Raw genomic sequence first — 18793 nt, forward strand, 5'->3', positions numbered from 1 at the left:
TGAATCGATCTGGTGCCAGCCTATCATGACTGGCCGGCACGCTGGCCACGCCGTTACCTGGGTGGTGTAGGCTGGGCGAAAGTGGCAGGGGAGTCCGTCATGTCAGCACGCGCCGCAAGCACCGCCGCCTCATCACAGCCGCCCAGGGAGGAGCCGCCGCGACGGCGGGGCAAGCTCAGCGACCGTGTCTATGGCGATATTGTCAACCGCATCATTCGCCGCGAGTTCGGCGAGGGGCAGCGCCTGCCCTCGGAGGAGGCCCTGGCGCGCCTGCACGGCGTCTCGCGTCCCATCGTGCGCGAGGCGCTGGCCAAGCTGCGCGAGGATGGCCTGATCCGCTCGCACCGCGGCGCCGGCAGCTTCGTCTGTCTGCGCCCCGACCGCGCCATGCTCGACTTCGCCCCTCTGGAGAGCCTGGCGGAAATCCAGCGCTGTTTCGAGTTCCGCATCGCCGTGGAGGCGGAATCGGCTCGGCTCGCTGCGCTCAATGCCGATGCCGAGGACCGCGGCGCCATCAGCCAGGCACTGGCGCTGCTCGAGCAGCGCATCCGCGACAACGCCCTGGGGGTCGATGCCGACTTCGCCTTCCATCTGGCCATTGCCCGGGCCTCCCACAACCGTTTCTTCGCCGAGACGCTGCTCTCGCTGGAGGAGCCGATCACCTACGGCCAGAACCTGGCTCGCGGGCTTGGGCTGCGGCGTCCCACCCATCACCTGCCCGAAGTGCAGGAGGAGCACCGGCGTATCCACGACAGCATTCTCGCCGGCGACAGCGAGGAAGCCGGTTGCCGGATGCGCGAGCATCTGAGCAATTCCCGGCGGCGGGTGTTCGAGGGGTGAATTTGACAACCTTTACAACTTGGCTAGCTTCAAGGGAGGTCGCCATGCTCGGATGAGTCGCCGGGCAGCGGCCCGGCAGCCCGGGCCTGAACGTCCTAGCATTGATTGCCGTCCCCGGCTGCCCCGTGCATGACCCAAGCCTGCACGGTCCGATTCCGTGACAACACCAGCAACAACGGAACGCGTCGGGCTCGCCTCTGTCGTGGGGCCAACCCGCGCGCCCTGACACGATCGGGAGCATGCCATGAGATTCACCCCCACCACGCTGGCCGGTGCGCTGTCGGCGGTCGCCCTGATAGGCGTCGCCGGTATGGCACAGGCCGACTACCCGGAAGAACCCATCACCTATGTCATTCCCTTCGACCCCGGCGGCGAGTCCGATGTGACGGCGCGCTTCCAGGAGCCCCATCTCGAGGAGATCCTGGGGGTCAGCGTCAACGTCACCCACCGCCCCGGTGGCGGCGGGGCAGTGGCCTGGAGCGAGTTCCAGAATGACGCCGAGCCGGATGGCTACGAGATCATCGGGGTCAACATCCCGCATATCATCGGCCAGCCGATCCAGCGTGAAGATGCCGGCTTCGAGACCGATGACTGGGAGATCATCACCTTCTTCCACTCCACGCCCAACGCGCTGATCGTTCCTGCGGACAGCCCCTTCGAGACCCTCGACGACCTGGTCGAGTACGCACGCGAGAACCCCGAGGCCGTCACCCTGGGCGGCAGCGGCACCTACAGCGCCAACCACCTGGGCGCGCTGCGCCTCGAGCGCGAGGCCGACATCGACATCACCTACATTCCCTTCACCGGGACCGGCCCGCTGCCCGCCGCCATTGAAGGCGGCCATGTTTCCGGCATTTTCAACTACACCATGCTCGGCGTGCAGATGGAGGATCGCGCCCGGGTGCTGGCGGTGGCCGCCGAGGAGCGGGTGCCGGCGCTGCCTGATGCGCCTACCTTCAAGGAGCAGGGCTACGACATCGTGGGCGGCGCCTACCGTGGCGTGGCTGCCCCGACGGGCACGCCCGACGAGGTCATCGAGGTCCTCGAGGAGGCCTTCGCCGAGGCCAACCGGGAGATCGCCTCGGAACAGGAGCCGCTGGGTTTCGTGATGGAGTACATCACCGGTGACGAGGTCAACGAGGTGATGAACATGCTCCGCGAGGCCTACGGCCCGATTCTCGAAGAAGCCGAGTAACCCTCCCCGAATCGAGGCTCCCATGCCGGGGCCTCGATTCGTGTCGTTGCCGACGCGCAGCGCGGGCTCGCCACTGCAGGGAGGGAATTGAATGGACATGCTGCTGCAGGCGCTGGCTACGCTGATGACCTTCGAGAGCGTCATCACGGTGCTGGTGGGCGTGTCGGCCGGCCTGCTGATCGGCTCGCTGCCCGGCCTCACCGCAACCATGGCGCTGGCTGTGCTGCTGCCCTTCACCTTTTCCATGGAGGCCTTGCAGGGGCTAATCGCCCTGGGCGCTGTCTACATGGGCTCCATCTACGGCGGTGCCTTTACGGCGATCCTGATCAACACCCCGGGCACGCCGTCCTCCATCGCCACCACTTTCGACGGCTATCCGATGGCTCGCCAGGGGCGCGCCTACGAGGCGCTGGCCGGGGCCACCATCGCTTCGGTGATCGGCGGCGTGGTTGGTGTCACCTTTCTGCTGATCCTGGCGCCGCCCTTGGCTAGGCTCGCCGTGGCCTTCGGCCCGGCGGAGATGTTCTGGGTGGCGATGCTGGGCCTGACCCTGGTGGCGAGCCTCTCTACCGGCTCGCTGCTCAAGGGGCTGCTGGGCGGGTGCCTTGGCATGATGTTGAGCACCATCGGAGTGTCGCCGATCGGCGGCGAGACGCGCTTTACCTTCGGCTACCCGCCGCTGCAGGGGGGCATCGAGCTGATCGTCGCCCTGATCGGGCTCTTCGTGATCCCCGAGCTGTTGACCATGGCTGCCGAGGGGCGCGGTGCGCTCGCCCAGGAGGGGCGCTTCGGCCAGGGCGAGGCGTCGATCCGCCAGATATTCCGGCGCGTGCTGGGCAAGCCGGTCAACCTGATCCGCTCTTGCCTGATCGGCCAGATCATCGCCGTCATCCCCGGTGCTGGCGGCAACGTGACGAGCCTGGTGGCCTACAACGAGGCGCGCCGCTTCTCCCGCGACCCCGAGAGCTTCGGCAAGGGCAACCTGGAAGGGGTGGTGGCCTCGGAGTCGAGCAACAACGTGATGGTGGCCGGCAGCATGATCCCGCTGCTCACGCTTGGCATTCCCGGGGCGCCGCCAGATGCCGTGATCCTCGGTGTGCTGATGATGCACGGTCTGCGCCCGGGGCTCGACCTGTTCACTGAATCGGGCGTACTCACCAACGGCTTCATCCTGTCGATGGGCCTGGCGGCGCTGATGCTGCTGCCGGTGGGCCTGCTCGGTGCGCGCCTCATCCATCGCATCGTGATCAAGACCCCTTACCACTTCCTGGTGCCGTGCATCGCCATGGTTACCATCCTTGGCACCTTCGCCCTGCGCAACAGCCTGCTCGATGTCGGCATCATGCTGATCCTGGGCAGCGTCGGCTACTTTCTGCGCCTGATCGGCATCCACCCGGCGCCCATCGTGCTGGGGCTGATCCTTGGTGGGATCGCCGAACAGGGGTACGTGCAAACGATGCTGGCGGCGGTGGTCGACCCCATTCCCTGGCTGCGCCTGGTACACAACCCTCTCTCCATGGTGCTGGCCGGCCTGGTGGTGCTGGCCACGACGACGGTGCTGCTGCCGGCCTGGCTGGAGCGGCGCAGCCGCCCCGACCGAAAGGCGTCCGAGCGCGGAGGTGAGACATGATTCTGCGCCTGAACACCGACATCGCCGCCGGTGTCTTCGGCCTGGCCTTCGCCGCCGGGCTGTGGCTGCCACGCGCCGAGATGGGCCGGTTAAGCATTCTTTTTCCGCGCGCCGTGCTGGTCATCATGACGGTGATCGCCGTGGCGCTCATCATCAAGGGCATGGTGCGCCCGGCGGGGCGCCAGGTCGAGATCACCGGCAGTCCGCGCCGCCTGCTGGTGGTGATGGCCAGCTTCTTCGTCTGGTGGTTCGCCATCGGCGAGTTGGGCTTCGTTGTCTCCACCTTTGTGGCGCTGTTGCTGCTCACCTGGTACCTGGCCCGTGTCCATGGGCCAGTTGCCTGGTCGCGCCTGCTGCGCTGGGTGCCCGTCATCGGCGCCCTAGTGGCCGCCTTCTACCTCACCTTCACAGAGATACTCAATGTCCGCCTGCCCACGGGGCTGCTGTTCTAGGAGTCTGGGAGCCAAGCATGCGAATCACCGACATCCGCGAGGCGCGCGTCTCGATCGCCTCCGACATCGCCAATGCCTACATTTCATTCGCCCGCATGGACGTCTCGGTGCTGGCCATCCATACCGATGCCCGGGTCGACGGCCGGCCGGTGGTGGGCTACGGCTTCAACTCCAACGGCCGCTACGCCCAGAGCGGCCTGCTGCGCGAGCGCTTCCTGCCCCGCCTGCGCGAGGCCGACCCGGCGAGCCTGTGCGACGAGAGCGGCGCCAACCTCGACCCCTTCCAGGTGTGGGACACCCTGATGGCCAACGAGAAACCCGGCGGCCACGGCGAGCGCTCGGTAGCGGTGGGTATCATCGACATGGCGGTGTGGGACATCGTCGCCAAGATAGAGCAGCGCCCCCTGGCCCAGGTGCTCGCTGAGCGCTTCGGCGATGGCCAAGTGGACGCACGGGTGCCGGTGTATGCCGCCGGTGGCTACTACTATCCCGGCAAACCGGTCAGCGCCCTCAAGGAGGAGATGCGCGACTATCTCGACCTGGGCTACACCTGCACCAAGATGAAGATCGGCGGCGTGCCCCTGGAAGAGGACCTGGATCGCGTGGAGGGCGCCCTCGCGGTGGTCGGCGACGCCGCGCGCCTGGCCGTGGACGCCAACGGGCGCTTCGATTTGCAGACCGCACTGGCCTTCGCCGAGGGCTTGGAGCCCTATGGCCTGCGCTGGTACGAGGAGGCGGGCGACCCCCTCGACTACGCCCTGCAGCAGCAGCTCGGCGAGCACTATGCGCCGCCCATGGCCACCGGCGAGAACCTCTTCTCCCATCAGGACGTCCGCAATCTGCTGCGCTACGGCGGCATGCGCGCCGACCGCGACATCCTGCAGATGGACCCGGTGCTCAGCTACGGCCTGGTCGAATACCTTCGCATGCTCGACGAATTGCGACGCCACGGCTGGTCGCCGCGTCAGTGCATCCCCCACGGCGGCCACCAGTTCGCGCTTCAGATTGCCGCCGGCCTGAAACTGGGCGGCAACGAGTCCTACCCGCGAGTCTTCGCGCCGTTCGGCGGATTCGCCGATTCCACGCCGGTGGAAGAGGGGCGGGTGGCCTTGCCCGAGGTGCCGGGCATTGGCTTCGAGGACAAGGGTGAGCTCATGGCGGTGTTCAACGAGCACCTGGGCTGAGGGTGGCTATTCCTGGTCCGGGCCCTGACCGAACCCGAACCGCTCCTTCAATTTCCCCCGGATCAGGTAAAGCAGCAAGCCGAAGAGCAGGGCGAACAATGCTCCCCAGAACGTCAGGAACTTTTCCCAGAAGACTTGCCAGAGCTCGCTTGCCATGCCCATAGCGACTGCCATCCGGTCGACCTCTACCCGTATCTGCAGCGTGGCGGCCGACTTGGGAACGGGCGCGCCGCTGCAGTCCCGAGAGTCGAATAGCTCGACATCCGCCCCGACATCGAAGGTGCCCGCCCGCTGGGGCGTCAACTGGAAGCGCACCTCTGACCCAGCCGGATGGATCCGGATGCACTGGGTCTGGGCAGGTTCGATCTCGAAGGCGGGCGCGAAGGGAGCCACCCTGGCCGAGTCGCCCACCGCGGGTACGGTCGTCTCGTCCTGGATCAGGTGTGCTGGAAAGTCAGCGTCGAACTCGGTGCCGCCGATCCAGACCCTGAGCTCCCCGGGGAGCCCCGGGAGAGTTAGCTGCTCGTCGGCACCCAGCACCACGACGTACTCCTCGAGCAGGGGCGGTGCCTGTGCCCCCGATGCGTTCTGCCCGCTCTCGTCAGGTTCCTCGGTGCCGACGTCTGGCGTGGCCATTTCGGGCAACGGCGCCTCTTCCAGGAATTCCGGTCCAAGGGCGGGGGCCACCAAGACCGGCGGCTCTTCCACGAATTCCGGAAGGGGGTAGAGGGAGACGGGATCGCGGGATTCTTCGGTGGAGGCCGGGGTCTCTTCCCCCTCCTCGGAACAGGCCGCCAACACCGCGAGGAGCAGCCAGAGCAGAAATAGAGCGACGCCGATACGCGGCTTGGGAGAGGAGGGTAGTGTCATGGTGGTTACCCTCAGGGGACTGGTATCCTCAGTAGGCGCGGGGTGAACGTGCGTGCCCCCTTGAGTTCAATGTATGCCATGTCCCGCGCGTCTGCCCCTCCCACTCCGATGGAGGAGAGTTCTATGAGCTATGTCGACGCCTTCGTCCTGCCCGTCCCGCTCGGCCAGCTGGACGACTATTTACGTCTGGCCCGTCGCGCCGGCGAGATATGGAAGGAGTACGGGGCTCTGGAGTACGTGGAGTGCGTGGGCGACGATGTCAGGCCGGGTGAGCTCACGTCCTTTCACCAAAGCGTCAAGCTGGAGGCCGGCGAGACGGTGATCTTCGCCTGGGTATGCTACGCTTCGCGCGCTGACCGTGACCGCATTCTCGAGCAGGTGATCAACGACCCCCGCCTCGCTGACATGATGGATTATGCCAAGCTGCCCTTTGACGCCAAGCGGCTGTTCTGGGGCGGCTTCATGGAGCGCATCCGGCTGTGAGCGGCGGGGCGAGTTCCGAAAGCCCCATGAGCGACGCCCGCTGGGTGGATCGAACGGCCTATCCTTTCGAGTCCCGCTATTTCGCGGTGCCCGCCGGCAGGCTGCACTATGTCGATGAAGGAACCGGCAGCCCTATCGTCATGCTCCACGGCAACCCCACCTGGTCGTTTCTGTATCGCGATCTCATCCAGCGCTTTCGCGCGAAGTACCGGTGCATCGCCGTGGATCACCTCGGCTTCGGCCTCTCGGACAAGCCCCGGGAGTGGCGCTATCTGCCCCAGGACCACGCCAAGAACCTGGCCACGCTGATCGATGAGCTGGGGCTCAAGGACATCACGCTGGTCCTGCAGGACTGGGGTGGCCCCATCGGGCTGAACTATGCCGTGGCCCAGCCAGACAAGATCGCTCGTCTCGTGCTGATGAATACCTGGGCCTGGCCGGTCGATCGCGATTTCCACTTTATCGCGTTCAGTGGCCTCATGGGTGGGCCGGTGGGGCGATGGCTCATTCGCCGTTACAACGCCTTTGCGCGGCTATTGTTGCCTCTTGCCTTCGCTGACCGGCGCAAGCTCGGGGCGAGCGCCCACCGGCATTACCTGTGCCCCCTGAGCCGACCGGAGGACAGGCAGGGCTGCCTGGTATTCCCCAGGCAAATCCTCGCCTCGACGCCCTGGCTGTCGCAGCTCTGGCAGAGCATGCCGCGGTTGCAGGGAAAGCCCGCGCTGCTCGTCTGGGGCATGAAGGACATCGCGTTTCGCGACAAAGAACTGAAGCGCTGGGAGCAAGCCTTCCCTGACGCGCAAACCGTGCGCCTCGGTTCGGTGGGCCATTTTGTGCCGGAGGAAGCGCCGGACGAGCTGGCCGCGGCGCTGGGGCGATTCCTGGCGGCGACCGAGTCTGCCTAACTGTGTCCGGAAACCCGCTCTCCCTATGCCCCGCGCTGGTGCAGGCGGCGGCTGAACCAGGCCAGAGGCGAGGCCTCGCCGCGCAGCCAGGGGCCGAGCAGGCGCATGGAGAGCGGAATGAACAGAAAGACCATCACCGGCGTCAATGCCAGGGTGCTGACCAGTACCTTGGGCGCCAGAGGCAGCGGCGCCAGAAGGTCGCCAAACAGCCACTGGAACGCCAGCGACACCGGGAAGAAGGCCAGCCAGATGGCGATGGCCTGCTTCCAGCGCGGCGGCGTCTGGCCGGTGGCGTCCTGAAACCAGCCGTCGAGGCCGGTGGCGCGGTGCTCGTGGGGCGCGTCGAAGAGCCCCTCGCCGCGGGCCAGCCAGGCCCGGCGCGACGCGGAATGCTCCCAGGCCGCCAGGGTCTCGGCATCGCGGAAGCGGAAGATGATCTGGTACTCGTTGTCGCCGGGCGGTGGGGCCAGCACGCCGGAGCCCAGGTAGCCGGCGAAGTCGCTCGCCAGCTCGCGGCCCTCCTCGAGCCAGGCAGTGAAATCGCGGTAACGGCCGCGGGCCACGCGGCGCGCCACCATCAGGGTGACGGGATCGGCAGACATCGTGTATCTCCACGTTCGCTTGGCGCCCGGGTAGGGAGCCGATATCACTCGGACCGGGTAGGTCCTCATGAATCAATAAGCAATAAGTATACCAGATATCCCTGCCAAGATGGTTGAATGGGCTTTTTTGGTTCTTGAACAGAGTGTTTATGACTGGCTAGCAGTGGCAGAAAGGGATCACCGGAGGCCAGGCCACAGGAGGGCTCATCCATTCATAGTATAATGAGTTCCATTCCTATCAAGGATAAAGGATTTGTTTAATGGAAAAGGTTGCGATATTTGTTGATGTGCAAAATGTGTATTACACAGTACGCGAAGCGTATGGTAGAAACTTTGACTACAACAAGTTCTGGTCGCAAGCAACCGCTGGCAGAGACGTCGTGAAAGCTGCTGCCTATGCGATCGATAAAGGGGACAAAAAACAACGAGAGTTTCAGGGTATACTCAGGGCGATTGGTTTTGATGTGAAGCTGAAGCCTTTTATTCAACGGTCGGACGGTTCCGCAAAAGGTGATTGGGATGTTGGTATCGCTCTCGATGCAATGGAGTACGCTGAACGGTCTGATGTCATAGTCTTGGTGTCGGGCGATGGTGACTTTGATATCTTGGTCAATAGACTTCGTGTGGTGCATGGGAAAAAGGTTGAAGTCTATGGCGTTCCTAAGTTCACAGCGACTTCACTATTGAGCGAGGCCAGTGAGTTTATCGCTATAGGTGATGAGCTTCTGTTGGGTTGAGTTGGCTTTATCGGAGCATGATGCGTCGTTCAATGGGCCGACGCTGCGAACCGTTCGTTAATACTAGCGTCAAAGGTGCACTTTGCGATCGTCTACTTCTGGCTGACATCCCTTACATATAAGTCAGAATTGCACCACCGATGGGGAGTGACTCGAACGGTCAATCAGTGATGATACCGCCGCTGTGCGATCAGCAGCGCCTCCTCCGTGATCGAGGACTCACTCCCGCTCGTCCCGCGTCGAGCGCAGGAGTATCCGGTCCATGCCCCGCGTGCTCAGGAGCCGCTTCAGCGCCTTGAACAGGTGCGTGGGCAGCGTCACCGCATAGCGGGGGCGGGGACGTCGGCTTTCCAGGGCATGGATCAGCTTGTCCACCACCGCGTCGGGGCCCAGCGTGAAAGGGGCCTTCCCGTCCTGGCTGACCAGGCGGGCTTCTACCTTGCGGTAGGTGTCGGCATGGGCGCTGTGGGCGGTATCGATGTGCGCCTGGAAGGCGCGGTAGGCGTTCTCGCGGAAACGGCTGGTGATGGGGCCTGGCTGGATCAGGCTCACCTGGATGCCGCTGCCTCGGAGTTCCTGGCGCAGGGTGTCGGTGAGGCCCTCGAGGGCGAACTTGGAGCAGACGTAGGCACCGCGATAGGGCAGGGCGGCGAAGCCTAACACCGAGCTGTTCTGCACGATGCGCCCGTGCCCCTGGGCGCGCATCATCGGAAGGATACGGGTGGTGAGTTCGTGGGTCCCCAGCAGGTTGGTTTCCAACTGGGCGTGCAGCACCTCGCGGGACAGGTCCTCCACCGCGCCCGGCTGGCCGTAGGCGCCGTTGTTGAACAGCGCCGTCAGCCGACCCTGGGTACGCTTTCGCACCGTTGCCACCGCGGCCTCGATCGAGGCGCTGCTGGCGAGATCCAGGGGCAGGGTTTCCAGGCCTTCCTTGCGGAGCCGGGCGACGTCCGCTTCGCGGCGGGCCGTGGCGAAGACCCGCCAGCCGCGTGCCGCCAGGGCATGGGCTGCGGCATGGCCGATGCCGCTGGAGCAGCCCGTGATCAGTACGCTGCGCATCGCTGTTTCTCGGTCGTCTGACATGTTTCGTCTCCGTCTCGCCAGCCTCGGCTTCCAAGGTGGTAGCTCTCAGTAACCTGCCATGTCCTCGGTGGCGAATTTCTCACACGCTGACCAGCCGCGCCCGGCTGGTGCCGTTGCCGAGCGGCTCCACCTGGATCTGCACCGGGATGCGCTCATGCATCTCCTGCACGTGGGAGATCACCCCCACGCGACGGCCCAGCGCCTGCAGGCCGTCCAGTGCCTCCATGGCGAGTGCCAGCGATTGCGGGTCTAGGCTGCCGAAGCCCTCGTCGATGAACAGCGATTCGATGGTGAGCTCACCCGAGGCCATCGACGCCAGCCCCAAGGCGAGGGCCAGCGAGACCAGGAAGGTCTCGCCGCCGGAGAGGGAGTGCACCGAGCGGCGTTCGTCGCCCATATCAAGGTCCACCACCAGCAGGCCCAGGGGGCTGCCGCCGCGCACCAGGCGGTAGCGGCGGCTGAGGCCGGCGAGGTGGGCGTTGGCGTGCTCCAGCAGCTGCTCCAGGTTGTAGGCCTGAGCGATGCGACGGAACACTTTGCCATCGGCGGAGCCGATCAGCTCGTTGATCTGGCCCCAGCGGCGGTATTCAGCTCGGGCGGCTTCGAGTTCGACTTGGCCTTCCCGCTGACGGGTGCGCTTGCGGTCGTCGTCGCGCAGGGCATGGACGGCCTCGTCGCGCTGCCGCTGGGCTTCATCGAGCCGCGGGGCGAGCGCCTGTTGCTCCTCGGTCAGGCCTTCCCGGTGGCGACGGATGGCGGCGTCCGTCGCTTCCTGGAGCAGTGCGTCATCGTCTTCGGCCGCGATCCACTCCTGTTCACGCCGATGCGCAACCAGCGCGCGCCTTCGTTCGGCGAGGGTAGCTGCCGCGCGTTGGCGAGCCTGTTCGGCTGCGTCGAGCCGCCGTTCGTTGTGGTGGGCCACGTCCTCGGGCTGGGCCAGCAGCCGCGCCAGGGTGGTGTCGTCGAGCTCGGGGTGGGCTTGGCGCCATTCGGTCAGCTCGCGCTCCAGCGTTTGCTGCTCCTCCTGCAGCCGAGCGAGCCGTTCGGCCTCGTGTTGCGACTGCTGGGCCAGGCGCTGGTGCGCTTGCTGGGCGTCGGTGCGGCGCGCCTGGGCCGCGTCGCGCGCTTGGCGGGCGCGCTCCTGATCGGCGTCGAGCTGCTGCTGCCAGGCGTCCGGTGTAGCATGTTCACCGAGCAGGACGGCTAACCGATGAGCGAGCGCATCGCGCTGTTGCCGCAGGGGCGGTAGGCGCTCGGCAAGACCGGTCAGCTCCTTGCCGATCGCCTCGTGGCGGGCTTCGAGCCGGGCCAGGGTGACGCGCCCCTCCTGCAGCGCCTGCTCCAGTGGGGCCAGTTCGGCCTCGGCGCGTGCCAGCGCGTCCAGGGTTTGCCGTTGCTTCTGTCGCGCTGTCTCGCTGGCATTTCGTTCGGTCTGCAGCCAGGCGTCGCGCTGGGCTTCGGCCACGGCGACGAACTCGGGATACAGCGGGTGAGTTTCCAGCGCCTGACTTGCCGCGTTCAGGCGGTGCTCGGCTTCCGCGAAGTCTTGCTGGCGTTGCTTGAGGGTGGCCTCCAGCGCGCGGTACTCCCCCAGTCGCTGGTCGCGCTCTTGCTGGGCGTCGTCGCGAGCCTGTCGGGCCTCAGCCAGCTGGCGTTCCTCCTCGGCCTGTTGGGCCTCGAGCTGAGCGGCCTCGGGCGTGGCCGGTGGCTGGTGGCGCCAAGGGTGGTCGAGACCGCCGCACACCGGGCAGGGTTCGCCTTCCTGCAGCGCCTCGCGCAGGGTGGAGACGCTCTCGCTGCGCACGGCGCGGCTGCGTTCGATCAGGGTGGCAACGCTGTCGAAGTGGGCCTGGGCGTTGTCCAGTCGCTGGCGGACGTGCTGGCCCTCGGTCAGCCGCGTCGCCTGGCGGGCCTGGTCCTGTTCGATCTGTTCGGCTAGCTGGCTTGTCATTGCCTTGGCGCGGTGCTGTTCCTGCCAGCGGCTGGCCAGCTCCTCCAGTGCCAGCCGGCGCTGGGCGGCACGGTCGTGGGCTTGCTGGGCGGCCTGGCGGGCGGCGTCGAGCCGTGAGTGAGTGCCCACCAGGCGCTCCAGGTGCGCCTGGTGAGCGTCGCGCTGGCGCTGCCGCGCGTGCTGGGCGTCGTTGGCCCGGCGGCGCTCATCGGCCAGGTCCGTAGCCTGTCGCTGGGCCTCACCGTGGCGTGCCTCGAGGTCGGCGAGCTGTTTCCCCAGGGTGGCGAGCTGCTGAGCCTGCTCGCGGGCTTCGCGCAGGGTGGGCTCGGCCTGTCGGCGCGCTGCGGTAGTTGCGCCCAAGGTGCGCTCGGCTTGTGCGAGCACCCGCTTGGCATCACTCTCGTCGGCGCTGGCCGCCTGGAGGTCGCGCTGCGTTTGGGCGTGGGTCTGTTCCAGGGTGGCGAGTTCGTCCGGCAGCGCGGTCTGGCGGAAGAGGGCGTGGCGCTGCGGGGCGATCCGGTGGCGCCAGTCGCGGTCGTGTCGCAGGTCCGCCAGCGCTTGCCAATCGTGTTCCGCTGCTTGCTGCTGGCTGAGGCCCTGGCGGTAGGCCTCGTGCAGGCGGGTGTCGTCATCGTGCCAACGCTGGCGGGCCTTGAGCGATTCGACCTGTGCTTGCAGGTGAGTGAGTGCTTGCTGGGTGGCCTCGGCGGCTTGGGCCAGTTCGGCCCGCGCTTCGGGCTCGGTGGGCTGGTCGTCGGCAAGTCTGGCCTCCAGGGCGTCCACGGCCTTCTTCGCCTCGCTGGCGCGCCGGTAGGCGGCCATGGAGATCGCGGAATACTCGGCGGTGCCGGTGAGGCGCTCCAGCAGGTCGCTGCGCTCGTTGTCGTCGGCCTGCAGGAAGGCGGCGAACTCGCTCTGGGCGAGCAGCACGGCGCGGGTGAACTGCTCGAAGGTGAGCCCCAGCCGCTCCGGCAGCAGTTCGGCGAACTCACGCTTCTGGGTGGTGAGCAGGCGGTCGTCGTCCAGATCGCGCAGCGACTGCTCGACGGCCTGTAGGCGGCCGGTGGCCTTCTCGCGGGCACGGCGCACCGCCCAGCGGGCGCGGTAGCGGCGGCCGTCGCGGCCCAGGAAGTCCACCTCGGCGTGGCCGCTGGCCGTGCCGCGGCGCAGCAGGGTGCGCGGGTCGGCGGTGCTGACCGTCTCGGCGCCCACATCGGGCAGCGGGGCGTCGCGGCCGGGCGCCTGGCGCAGGCGCGGCGTGTTGCCGTAGAGCGCCAGGCAAAGCGCATCGAGCAGGGTGCTCTTGCCGGCGCCGGTGGGGCCGGTGATGGCGAAGAGGCCGGCATCGCTCAGCGGTGCGGCGGTGAAGTCGAGTTCCAGCGGACCGGGCAGGGAGGCGAGGTTGGCCAGGCGCAGGGCAAGGATCTTCATGGGCGGCTCTCCCCGGTGTCGGCGCCCTCATCGTCCAGCACCTCTTGCAGCAGGCGGTCGAAGTCGGCCAGCACGGCGTCCCCCGGCGACTCGCCCCAGCGCGCCTGCCAGGTGCGTTCGAAGAGCTTGCGCGGGCCGAGCTGCTCCAGGTCGATGCGCGCCGACGCCGTGTCGGCCTTGCTCTGGGGCAGACGACGCTCCAGGCGCAGCAGGCGCAGCGCCTTGTTCTCGAGCGCCGCTTCCACTCGGGTACGCAGGTCGGGAATCGGTGCCTCGAGCTCGACCCGCACCTCCAGCCAGGGCCAACGTTCCCGGGGCTGGGCGGGGTCGTGCGCCAGCGTCTCGAGTTTGGCCAGTACGTCGTCGAGCCCGGCGGGGCCGATGCGGTGCATGGCCACCGGGCGCGGCACCGGGATTGCCGCCACCTCGGCCAGGGTATCGCCGTCGAGGGTTACGGCCACCACCTGGTGGGGGTAGTCGACCTCGCTGAAGTCCAGCGGCAGGGGGCTGCCGCTGTAGCGGATGCGAGCCTCGCCGACCTGCTGGGCGCGGTGCAGGTGGCCCAGCGCCACATAGGCGATCTCGGGTGGGAACAGCGCTGCCGAGATCGACTCCTCCCCGCCGATCACGATGGGCCGCTCGCTGGCCGCGGAGACGGCGGCGCCATGCAGGTGGGCGTGGCTCATGGCGACCAGGGCCTGACCGGGCGCGCGCTGGCGCCGGGCCGCGTCGATCAGCTGTTGGTGGACGCGGGAAATGCCGGCGACATAGTCGTTTAGGTCCGTCTCGTCCTCGCTCCCGTCGTCACGGGCGAGGCCGGTGCCAGTGACCTCGGCGGGGCGCAGGAAGGGCAGCGCCAGGCACCAGGCGCGGGTCTCGCCCTGGGCATCGGTGAGTGGCACCAGCAGCCGCTCGGCGTCGAGGGTGCCGTCGCCCTGCCAGCGCACCCGGCCCAGGGCGTGGGTGCGCAGGCGGCGCATCAGTGGGGCGGGTAGCTCGATGCGGTTGCCACTATCGTGGTTGCCGGCGATCAGCACGATGTCGAGCCGCGGGAGGCGCTCGTGGGCGCTGACGATGAACTCAAAGAGCAGTTCCTGGGCGCGCAGCGAAGGATTGACTACGTCGAAGAGGTCGCCGGCCACCAGTAGGGCGTCGGCCTGGCGATCCACCAGGGTGTCGAGCAGCCAGGTGAGAAAGGCGCGATGCTCGGCATGGCGCTCCTGGCCGTGAAAGCTCTGGCCCAGGTGCCAGTCAGCGGTATGGATCAGCTTCACCCTCGTCTCCCGGTGGTCCGTCACGGTGGAAAGCCCGTAGTCTAACGCGACAGGAGACGAGGATCAGGGAGAGCTTCCATGAGTTCGCTACCGCTGCATGACTGGAACCTGGCGCCCGAGGCGGCCATTGCCCTGCAGCGCCGACTGGCGGGAAGGGTGGAGCGAGCCGATCGCCTTGAGGCGGTGCGCCACATTGCCGGGGTGGACATCGGCTTCGAGGAGCAGGGCACGATCACCCGGGCCGCCGTGGTGGTGCTGGCCTGGCCCCCGGGCGAGAAAGGCGAGTGGCAGGTCGTCGAGCAGGCGGTGCACCGCGAGCCGACGCGGATGCCCTACATCCCGGGGCTGCTGTCGTTTCGCGAGGTGCCGGCGGCGCTCGCCGCCTTCGACAAGCTCGCTGCACGGCCTCAGCTCGTGATGGTCGACGGCCAGGGCATCGCCCATCCGCGGCGCCTCGGCGTGGCCAGCCACCTGGGCCTGTGGCTCGAGCTGCCCACCATCGGCGTGGCCAAGTCGCGGCTGTGCGGCACCCACGCCGAGCCGGGCCCCCAGCGCGGCGACTGGACACCGCTGCGGGACGGTGACGAGGTGATCGGGGCGGTACTGCGCTCGCGCACTCGGGTCAAGCCAATCTTCGTCTCGCCGGGGCATCGCCTCACGCTGGCCACGGCGCTGGAGTGGGTTATCGCCTGCCTCGGTCCCACCAAGCTGCCGGAGCCGACGCGACTGGCGGATCGGCTGGCGTCGCGGCGGGGAGAGTAACCCCCTACACGATATCCTGCGGCACCCGGCGGCTTGGTAGCGGAAAGGGCCGCATCGAGTCGCGCCAGTTTCTCGATATGGCAATATTCCCTGTCGCGGCCGGCGTAGTGCCCGGGGAAGAAGGCGCTTGGAGTACCGGCTCTTTGTTGGGTCCAGAAATGAAAACAGCGCAGCCCGGCCATAGGCCGGGCTGCGTTCATTGTGGGACTGCGTGGATGTGTTACTCGTCGCTGACTTCGTCGATCTCAGCCAACATGCTGTTGAGCAGGGCAATGCCCTCGTCGCCATAGCGTTCTTCGATGACCTCCCGGACCGCCGGCTGGCTAGCCGCAACGAAGGCTTCGCGGGCCTCTGGCGTGATGGCATTGACTTCCATGCCTTCCGACAGCTTGGGCAGTCCGCTTTCGGAGGCCTCAATGATGCGCGACATGGAGCGCCCGGCGTCCACGGCCACCTTGGAGGCCCAGTCGATGATCTCTTGATGCTCTGCTGAGAGGCTGGAATAGAAGTCGTCGTTGACCAGCCAGAGGTACGGCGTGATCAGGTGGTTGCTGATGGTCAAGTAATCCTGCACTTCATCGAAATTGGCGAAGGAGGTCTGCTGGATGGGGTTCATCTGGCCATCTGCCACCCCGGTTTGCAGGGCCGTATAGACCTCGGACCAGGCCAGCGGAGTGGCCCGGGCATCCAGGGAATTGATCATGGCCTCGTGAGTGGGCAGCGTCATGGTGCGTATCCGCAGGCCTTCCATGTCGCTTGGAGACGTGATCGGGCGTTCGGAGTTCGTGAACTGGAAGAAACCGCCGCTATCCAGCAGGCCGAGGACTTTCAGCCCGTCGGTTTCGGCCTCCAGGTCGGCTGCCAATTCCTTGCCGAAATCGCTGGATAGGTCGATGACCTCGGTTGCCACGCCGATATTGGGGAAGGCGAAAGGAATATCGAAAATGCCGATGCGCGGATAGTGCTCAGCCATGCCGCCAGCCGACGAGATCGTGGACTCCACGATGCCCTGGCTGACCTGGTTGATGACATTGGCATCTTCGCCCAGTTGGCCAGCGGGGTAGACCTCGACCTCGATTTCCCCGTTGCTGGCCGTTTCCACCAGCTGCTTGAACACTGCAGTCATCGCGCCGGAATTGCTGGCTGTGGACTCCGGCGGGTTGAGGTGGGCGATGCGCATGGTGGTGGCGCCGTGGGCAGAGAGGCTGCCGACCAGAGCCAGTGAGAGCGTAGCCGTGGTGAGGGTCTTGCGTGTAAAGAGGGTCATAGTTGACTCCTTGGGGTGGTGAAACCTGCTGGGGCTAGCCAGCCAGCCCCAGCAGGCGGGGAATGAACAGGGTGATCGGCTGCCAGTAGGCGGCAGCGATCAGCACCAGCAGCTGGACCACGATGAAGGGCCACAGCGAACGGGTGATCGACTCGATACGCTCGCCGGTCACCGAGGCCAGCACGAACAGGCAGGCTCCGACCGGCGGCGTCATCAACGAGATGGTTAGCGAGAGAATGATGATCATGCCGGCATGTACCGGCTCCAGGCCGATGGCCAGGGTCAGCGGGGCCAGGACCGGTGCCAGGATGATCAGCGCGGCATTGATGTCCATGAACAGGCCGATGAACAGCAGCAGGGCCACGATCATGGCCACCACGACGGCCGGGTTTTCGGAAACCGACAGGAAGCCGTTGGCGATGAGCTGGGGGATCTGGTTGAAGGTCATCCACCAGCCCAGGATCGAGGCCGAGGCGATGATCAGGAAGATCACGCCGGTGATCAGGGCGGTACGAGCCAGCATCTCGTAGAGGTCGCGCAGACGGATGTTGCGATAGAGCGCGCAGCCCACGAAGAGCGCGTAGAACACCGCCAGCGCTGCGGCCTCGGTGGGCGTGGTAATGCCGGTCAGGATTGCCGTGAGGATGAAGACCGGCAGAATCAGGGCGAGCAGACTGTGGCGGAACTCCTTGAGAATACGGGCCAGGCTTGGCCCCCGGTCGTCCTTGGGCAGGTTCAGGCGGCGGGCGGTGGCCGCAATCAGGCACATGCAGACGAGACAGAGCAGCAGGCCGGGGATAATGCCGGCGGCGAACAGCCCGGCAATGGAGACGCCCATCAGCGATCCGTAGATGATGGCCAGCGTGGAGGGGGGAATGATCGGCCCGATGATCGAGCCGGCGGCAGTGACAGCACAGGCGTAGGAGCCTGAATACCCGGCCTTCTTCATTGCCGGAACCAGCGTGTTGCCGAAAGCGGCAGCGTCAGCGGTGGCCGAGCCGGTCAGGCCGGCGAACATCACCGAGGCCAACATGTTGGAGTGCGCCATGCCGCCGCGCAGCCATCCGACCAGCGCCTGGGCAAAATTCACCAGGTTCAGGGTCAGGCCGGAGCGGTTCATAATCTCGCCGGCCAGGATGAAGAACGGCATGGCCAGGAAGGGAAACATGTTGAGGCCGGAGAAGAAGCGGTCCGGCACCATGGCCAGGAAATGCCCGCCGCCCATGTCCAGGATGCCGATCATGCCGGCGATGCCCAGCACGATACCCACTGGCATGCCGAGAAACAGCAGGACGAAGAAAGCCGTCGCTACGATAATCATGATGGTGTCCTGTCAGGCGCGTTCGAGAGCGGGTCGGGCGGCGGTAGCCAGCAGGTCGCGGATCGCGGCCAGCGTCAGCTGCAGGCACGCCATGCCCGAGGCAATGGGGATGATCAGGTAGGGGTAGCCCCGGGGAATGCCGAAGATCATGGTTGACTGGCTGAAGCCCCGTTCGGTGTAGGCGAGTCCGTAATAGAACATCACCGCGAAGAAGGTGATACCCGCCAGATCAAAGCCCAGGGAGAGCGCCTTCTGTGCGGCCAGGGGCAGTCGTGAAAAAATCACCAGCATACCGACGTGCTGTCGACGGCATATGCCGATGGACACGGCAAGAAGTGCGACCCAGATCATTAGGTAGCGGGCCAGTTCTTCGGTAAAGGTCAGGTTCCAGGGCAGCGCATAGCGAGACAGGATGCCGAGCCAGACCGTCAACACCAGCAGTGACAGCAGGAAAACGCACAGCCGCTCCACCCAGGTGTTCAAGGTCTCGCTGGAATGGCTGATGGTGTGTCGTAAGCGTGACATGTTAGTGCTCCGTTAGGCGTGCTCTCGCAGCATTATTCAATAGGCATGCCAAGGCAGATAAATTCCTTTAATATCAATTATATGTGTCTATATAATTTCGAAAATCCCCTGGCGAATTCGGCGATAATGACCAATAATGGTGCATGACTGCACCAGTGTTAATACTTCAGATTATTGCGAAGTTTTTCTGGAAAAAAGAGGGCATCATCTCGGAATGGGTTTCCGATATGATGCCCTCAATATGTTGAGTTAGTGATGGTAAAAATCAGGGGGGTTTTGGG

The 18793-nt window shown here is 66.0% G+C and carries 17 protein-coding genes; 9 read left to right on the forward strand and 8 right to left on the reverse strand.

Translation table 11 applies throughout. From position 1 onward, the window contains the following. The first annotated feature begins 99 nt into the window (after nucleotides 1–99). From FEF15_RS11470 to FEF15_RS11490, 5 genes are all read left to right on the forward strand, one after another. Nucleotides 100–840 (forward strand): FadR/GntR family transcriptional regulator, encoded by a 741-nt coding sequence (locus FEF15_RS11470; RefSeq protein WP_163559302.1) that lies wholly within the window; start codon nucleotides 100–102, stop codon nucleotides 838–840. Between the two features lie 244 nt (nucleotides 841–1084). After that, complete coding sequence (locus FEF15_RS11475; protein ID WP_163559303.1) at nucleotides 1085–2035, forward strand: tripartite tricarboxylate transporter substrate binding protein; 951 nt, start codon at nucleotides 1085–1087, stop codon at nucleotides 2033–2035. Nucleotides 2036–2126: 91 nt separating this feature from the next. Continuing rightward, nucleotides 2127–3665, forward strand: a complete 1539-nt coding sequence (locus FEF15_RS11480; protein ID WP_163559304.1) for a tripartite tricarboxylate transporter permease — start codon at nucleotides 2127–2129, stop codon at nucleotides 3663–3665. Continuing rightward, a complete protein-coding gene (locus FEF15_RS11485; RefSeq protein WP_163559305.1) occupies nucleotides 3662–4117 on the forward strand; it encodes a tripartite tricarboxylate transporter TctB family protein in 456 nt (151 codons plus the stop codon). Before FEF15_RS11480 ends, FEF15_RS11485 begins: the two co-directional genes overlap by 4 nt. A gap of 17 nt (nucleotides 4118–4134) precedes the next feature. After that, nucleotides 4135–5301 (forward strand): mandelate racemase/muconate lactonizing enzyme family protein, encoded by a 1167-nt coding sequence (locus tag FEF15_RS11490; RefSeq protein WP_163559306.1) that lies wholly within the window; start codon nucleotides 4135–4137, stop codon nucleotides 5299–5301. A gap of 6 nt (nucleotides 5302–5307) precedes the next feature. Here FEF15_RS11490 and FEF15_RS11495 read toward each other — a convergent pair whose 3' ends face one another. After that, nucleotides 5308–6171: a hypothetical protein gene (locus FEF15_RS11495; protein WP_163559307.1), complete on the reverse strand. Its 864-nt coding sequence runs from the start codon at nucleotides 6169–6171 to the stop codon at nucleotides 5308–5310. Nucleotides 6172–6294: 123 nt separating this feature from the next. Between FEF15_RS11495 and FEF15_RS11500 the strand changes: the two genes are divergently transcribed. Together FEF15_RS11500 and FEF15_RS11505 are read left to right on the forward strand one after the other, a co-directional pair. Continuing rightward, on the forward strand, nucleotides 6295–6654 hold the full coding sequence (locus tag FEF15_RS11500; RefSeq protein WP_163559308.1) for a DUF1428 domain-containing protein: 360 nt from the start codon (nucleotides 6295–6297) through the stop codon (nucleotides 6652–6654). Nucleotides 6655–6680: 26 nt separating this feature from the next. Beyond that, nucleotides 6681–7559: an alpha/beta fold hydrolase gene (locus FEF15_RS11505; RefSeq protein WP_163559309.1), complete on the forward strand. Its 879-nt coding sequence runs from the start codon at nucleotides 6681–6683 to the stop codon at nucleotides 7557–7559. Between the two features lie 23 nt (nucleotides 7560–7582). On the opposite strand, the gene FEF15_RS11510 is transcribed toward FEF15_RS11505, so the two are convergent. Further along, nucleotides 7583–8161, reverse strand: a complete 579-nt coding sequence (locus FEF15_RS11510) for an antibiotic biosynthesis monooxygenase (protein ID WP_205598519.1) — start codon at nucleotides 8159–8161, stop codon at nucleotides 7583–7585. 260 nt (nucleotides 8162–8421) lie between these two features. Between FEF15_RS11510 and FEF15_RS11515 the strand changes: the two genes are divergently transcribed. After that, nucleotides 8422–8898 carry an NYN domain-containing protein gene (locus FEF15_RS11515; RefSeq protein WP_163559310.1) on the forward strand — a complete coding sequence of 159 codons (477 nt, stop codon included), beginning with the start codon at nucleotides 8422–8424 and terminating at the stop codon, nucleotides 8896–8898. A 219-nt stretch (nucleotides 8899–9117) separates the two neighbouring features. Here FEF15_RS11515 and FEF15_RS11520 read toward each other — a convergent pair whose 3' ends face one another. The 3 genes from FEF15_RS11520 to FEF15_RS11530 form a co-directional block, all read right to left on the reverse strand. Beyond that, nucleotides 9118–9981, reverse strand: a complete 864-nt coding sequence (locus tag FEF15_RS11520; protein WP_163559311.1) for an SDR family oxidoreductase — start codon at nucleotides 9979–9981, stop codon at nucleotides 9118–9120. A gap of 79 nt (nucleotides 9982–10060) precedes the next feature. Continuing rightward, complete coding sequence (locus FEF15_RS11525) at nucleotides 10061–13363, reverse strand: AAA family ATPase (RefSeq protein WP_163559312.1); 3303 nt, start codon at nucleotides 13361–13363, stop codon at nucleotides 10061–10063. Next, nucleotides 13360–14637 (reverse strand): exonuclease SbcCD subunit D C-terminal domain-containing protein, encoded by a 1278-nt coding sequence (locus FEF15_RS11530; protein WP_163559313.1) that lies wholly within the window; start codon nucleotides 14635–14637, stop codon nucleotides 13360–13362. The genes FEF15_RS11525 and FEF15_RS11530 overlap by 4 nt, the downstream gene beginning before the upstream one ends. Before the next feature lie 78 nt (nucleotides 14638–14715). On the opposite strand from FEF15_RS11530, the gene nfi reads away from it, so the two are divergent. Continuing rightward, nucleotides 14716–15399, forward strand: coding sequence for a deoxyribonuclease V (gene nfi, locus FEF15_RS11535; RefSeq protein WP_163559314.1), 684 nt, complete (start codon nucleotides 14716–14718; stop codon nucleotides 15397–15399). Between the two features lie 220 nt (nucleotides 15400–15619). Here nfi and FEF15_RS11540 read toward each other — a convergent pair whose 3' ends face one another. From FEF15_RS11540 to FEF15_RS11550, 3 genes are read right to left on the reverse strand one after another with little or no spacing between them, the layout of a single operon-like run. Beyond that, nucleotides 15620–16666: a DctP family TRAP transporter solute-binding subunit gene (locus FEF15_RS11540; RefSeq protein ID WP_163559315.1), complete on the reverse strand. Its 1047-nt coding sequence runs from the start codon at nucleotides 16664–16666 to the stop codon at nucleotides 15620–15622. A 34-nt stretch (nucleotides 16667–16700) separates the two neighbouring features. After that, nucleotides 16701–17987 carry a TRAP transporter large permease gene (locus FEF15_RS11545; RefSeq protein ID WP_205598520.1) on the reverse strand — a complete coding sequence of 429 codons (1287 nt, stop codon included), beginning with the start codon at nucleotides 17985–17987 and terminating at the stop codon, nucleotides 16701–16703. Nucleotides 17988–17999: 12 nt separating this feature from the next. Beyond that, nucleotides 18000–18512 carry a TRAP transporter small permease gene (locus tag FEF15_RS11550; RefSeq protein WP_163559316.1) on the reverse strand — a complete coding sequence of 171 codons (513 nt, stop codon included), beginning with the start codon at nucleotides 18510–18512 and terminating at the stop codon, nucleotides 18000–18002. Nucleotides 18513–18793 lie beyond the last annotated feature (281 nt).

Origin of the sequence: Halomonas sp. NO4 (genome assembly GCF_010994375.1) — a bacterium.
GTDB lineage: Bacteria > Pseudomonadota > Gammaproteobacteria > Pseudomonadales > Halomonadaceae > Halomonas.

Coding starts and splice junctions, on each gene's coding strand:
- FEF15_RS11480 (WP_163559304.1), top strand. CDS start 2,127: ATGGACATGCTGCTGCAGGCGCTGGCTACGCTGATGACCTTCGAGAGC.
- nfi (WP_163559314.1), top strand. CDS start 14,716: ATGAGTTCGCTACCGCTGCATGACTGGAACCTGGCGCCCGAGGCGGCC.
- FEF15_RS11515 (WP_163559310.1), top strand. CDS start 8,422: ATGGAAAAGGTTGCGATATTTGTTGATGTGCAAAATGTGTATTACACA.
- FEF15_RS11490 (WP_163559306.1), top strand. CDS start 4,135: ATGCGAATCACCGACATCCGCGAGGCGCGCGTCTCGATCGCCTCCGAC.
- FEF15_RS11540 (WP_163559315.1), bottom strand. CDS start 16,666: ATGACCCTCTTTACACGCAAGACCCTCACCACGGCTACGCTCTCACTG.
- FEF15_RS11485 (WP_163559305.1), top strand. CDS start 3,662: ATGATTCTGCGCCTGAACACCGACATCGCCGCCGGTGTCTTCGGCCTG.
- FEF15_RS11545 (WP_205598520.1), bottom strand. CDS start 17,987: ATGATTATCGTAGCGACGGCTTTCTTCGTCCTGCTGTTTCTCGGCATG.
- FEF15_RS11510 (WP_205598519.1), bottom strand. CDS start 8,161: ATGTCTGCCGATCCCGTCACCCTGATGGTGGCGCGCCGCGTGGCCCGC.
- FEF15_RS11525 (WP_163559312.1), bottom strand. CDS start 13,363: ATGAAGATCCTTGCCCTGCGCCTGGCCAACCTCGCCTCCCTGCCCGGT.
- FEF15_RS11550 (WP_163559316.1), bottom strand. CDS start 18,512: ATGTCACGCTTACGACACACCATCAGCCATTCCAGCGAGACCTTGAAC.
- FEF15_RS11500 (WP_163559308.1), top strand. CDS start 6,295: ATGAGCTATGTCGACGCCTTCGTCCTGCCCGTCCCGCTCGGCCAGCTG.
- FEF15_RS11475 (WP_163559303.1), top strand. CDS start 1,085: ATGAGATTCACCCCCACCACGCTGGCCGGTGCGCTGTCGGCGGTCGCC.
- FEF15_RS11470 (WP_163559302.1), top strand. CDS start 100: ATGTCAGCACGCGCCGCAAGCACCGCCGCCTCATCACAGCCGCCCAGG.
- FEF15_RS11495 (WP_163559307.1), bottom strand. CDS start 6,171: ATGACACTACCCTCCTCTCCCAAGCCGCGTATCGGCGTCGCTCTATTT.
- FEF15_RS11520 (WP_163559311.1), bottom strand. CDS start 9,981: ATGTCAGACGACCGAGAAACAGCGATGCGCAGCGTACTGATCACGGGC.
- FEF15_RS11505 (WP_163559309.1), top strand. CDS start 6,681: ATGAGCGACGCCCGCTGGGTGGATCGAACGGCCTATCCTTTCGAGTCC.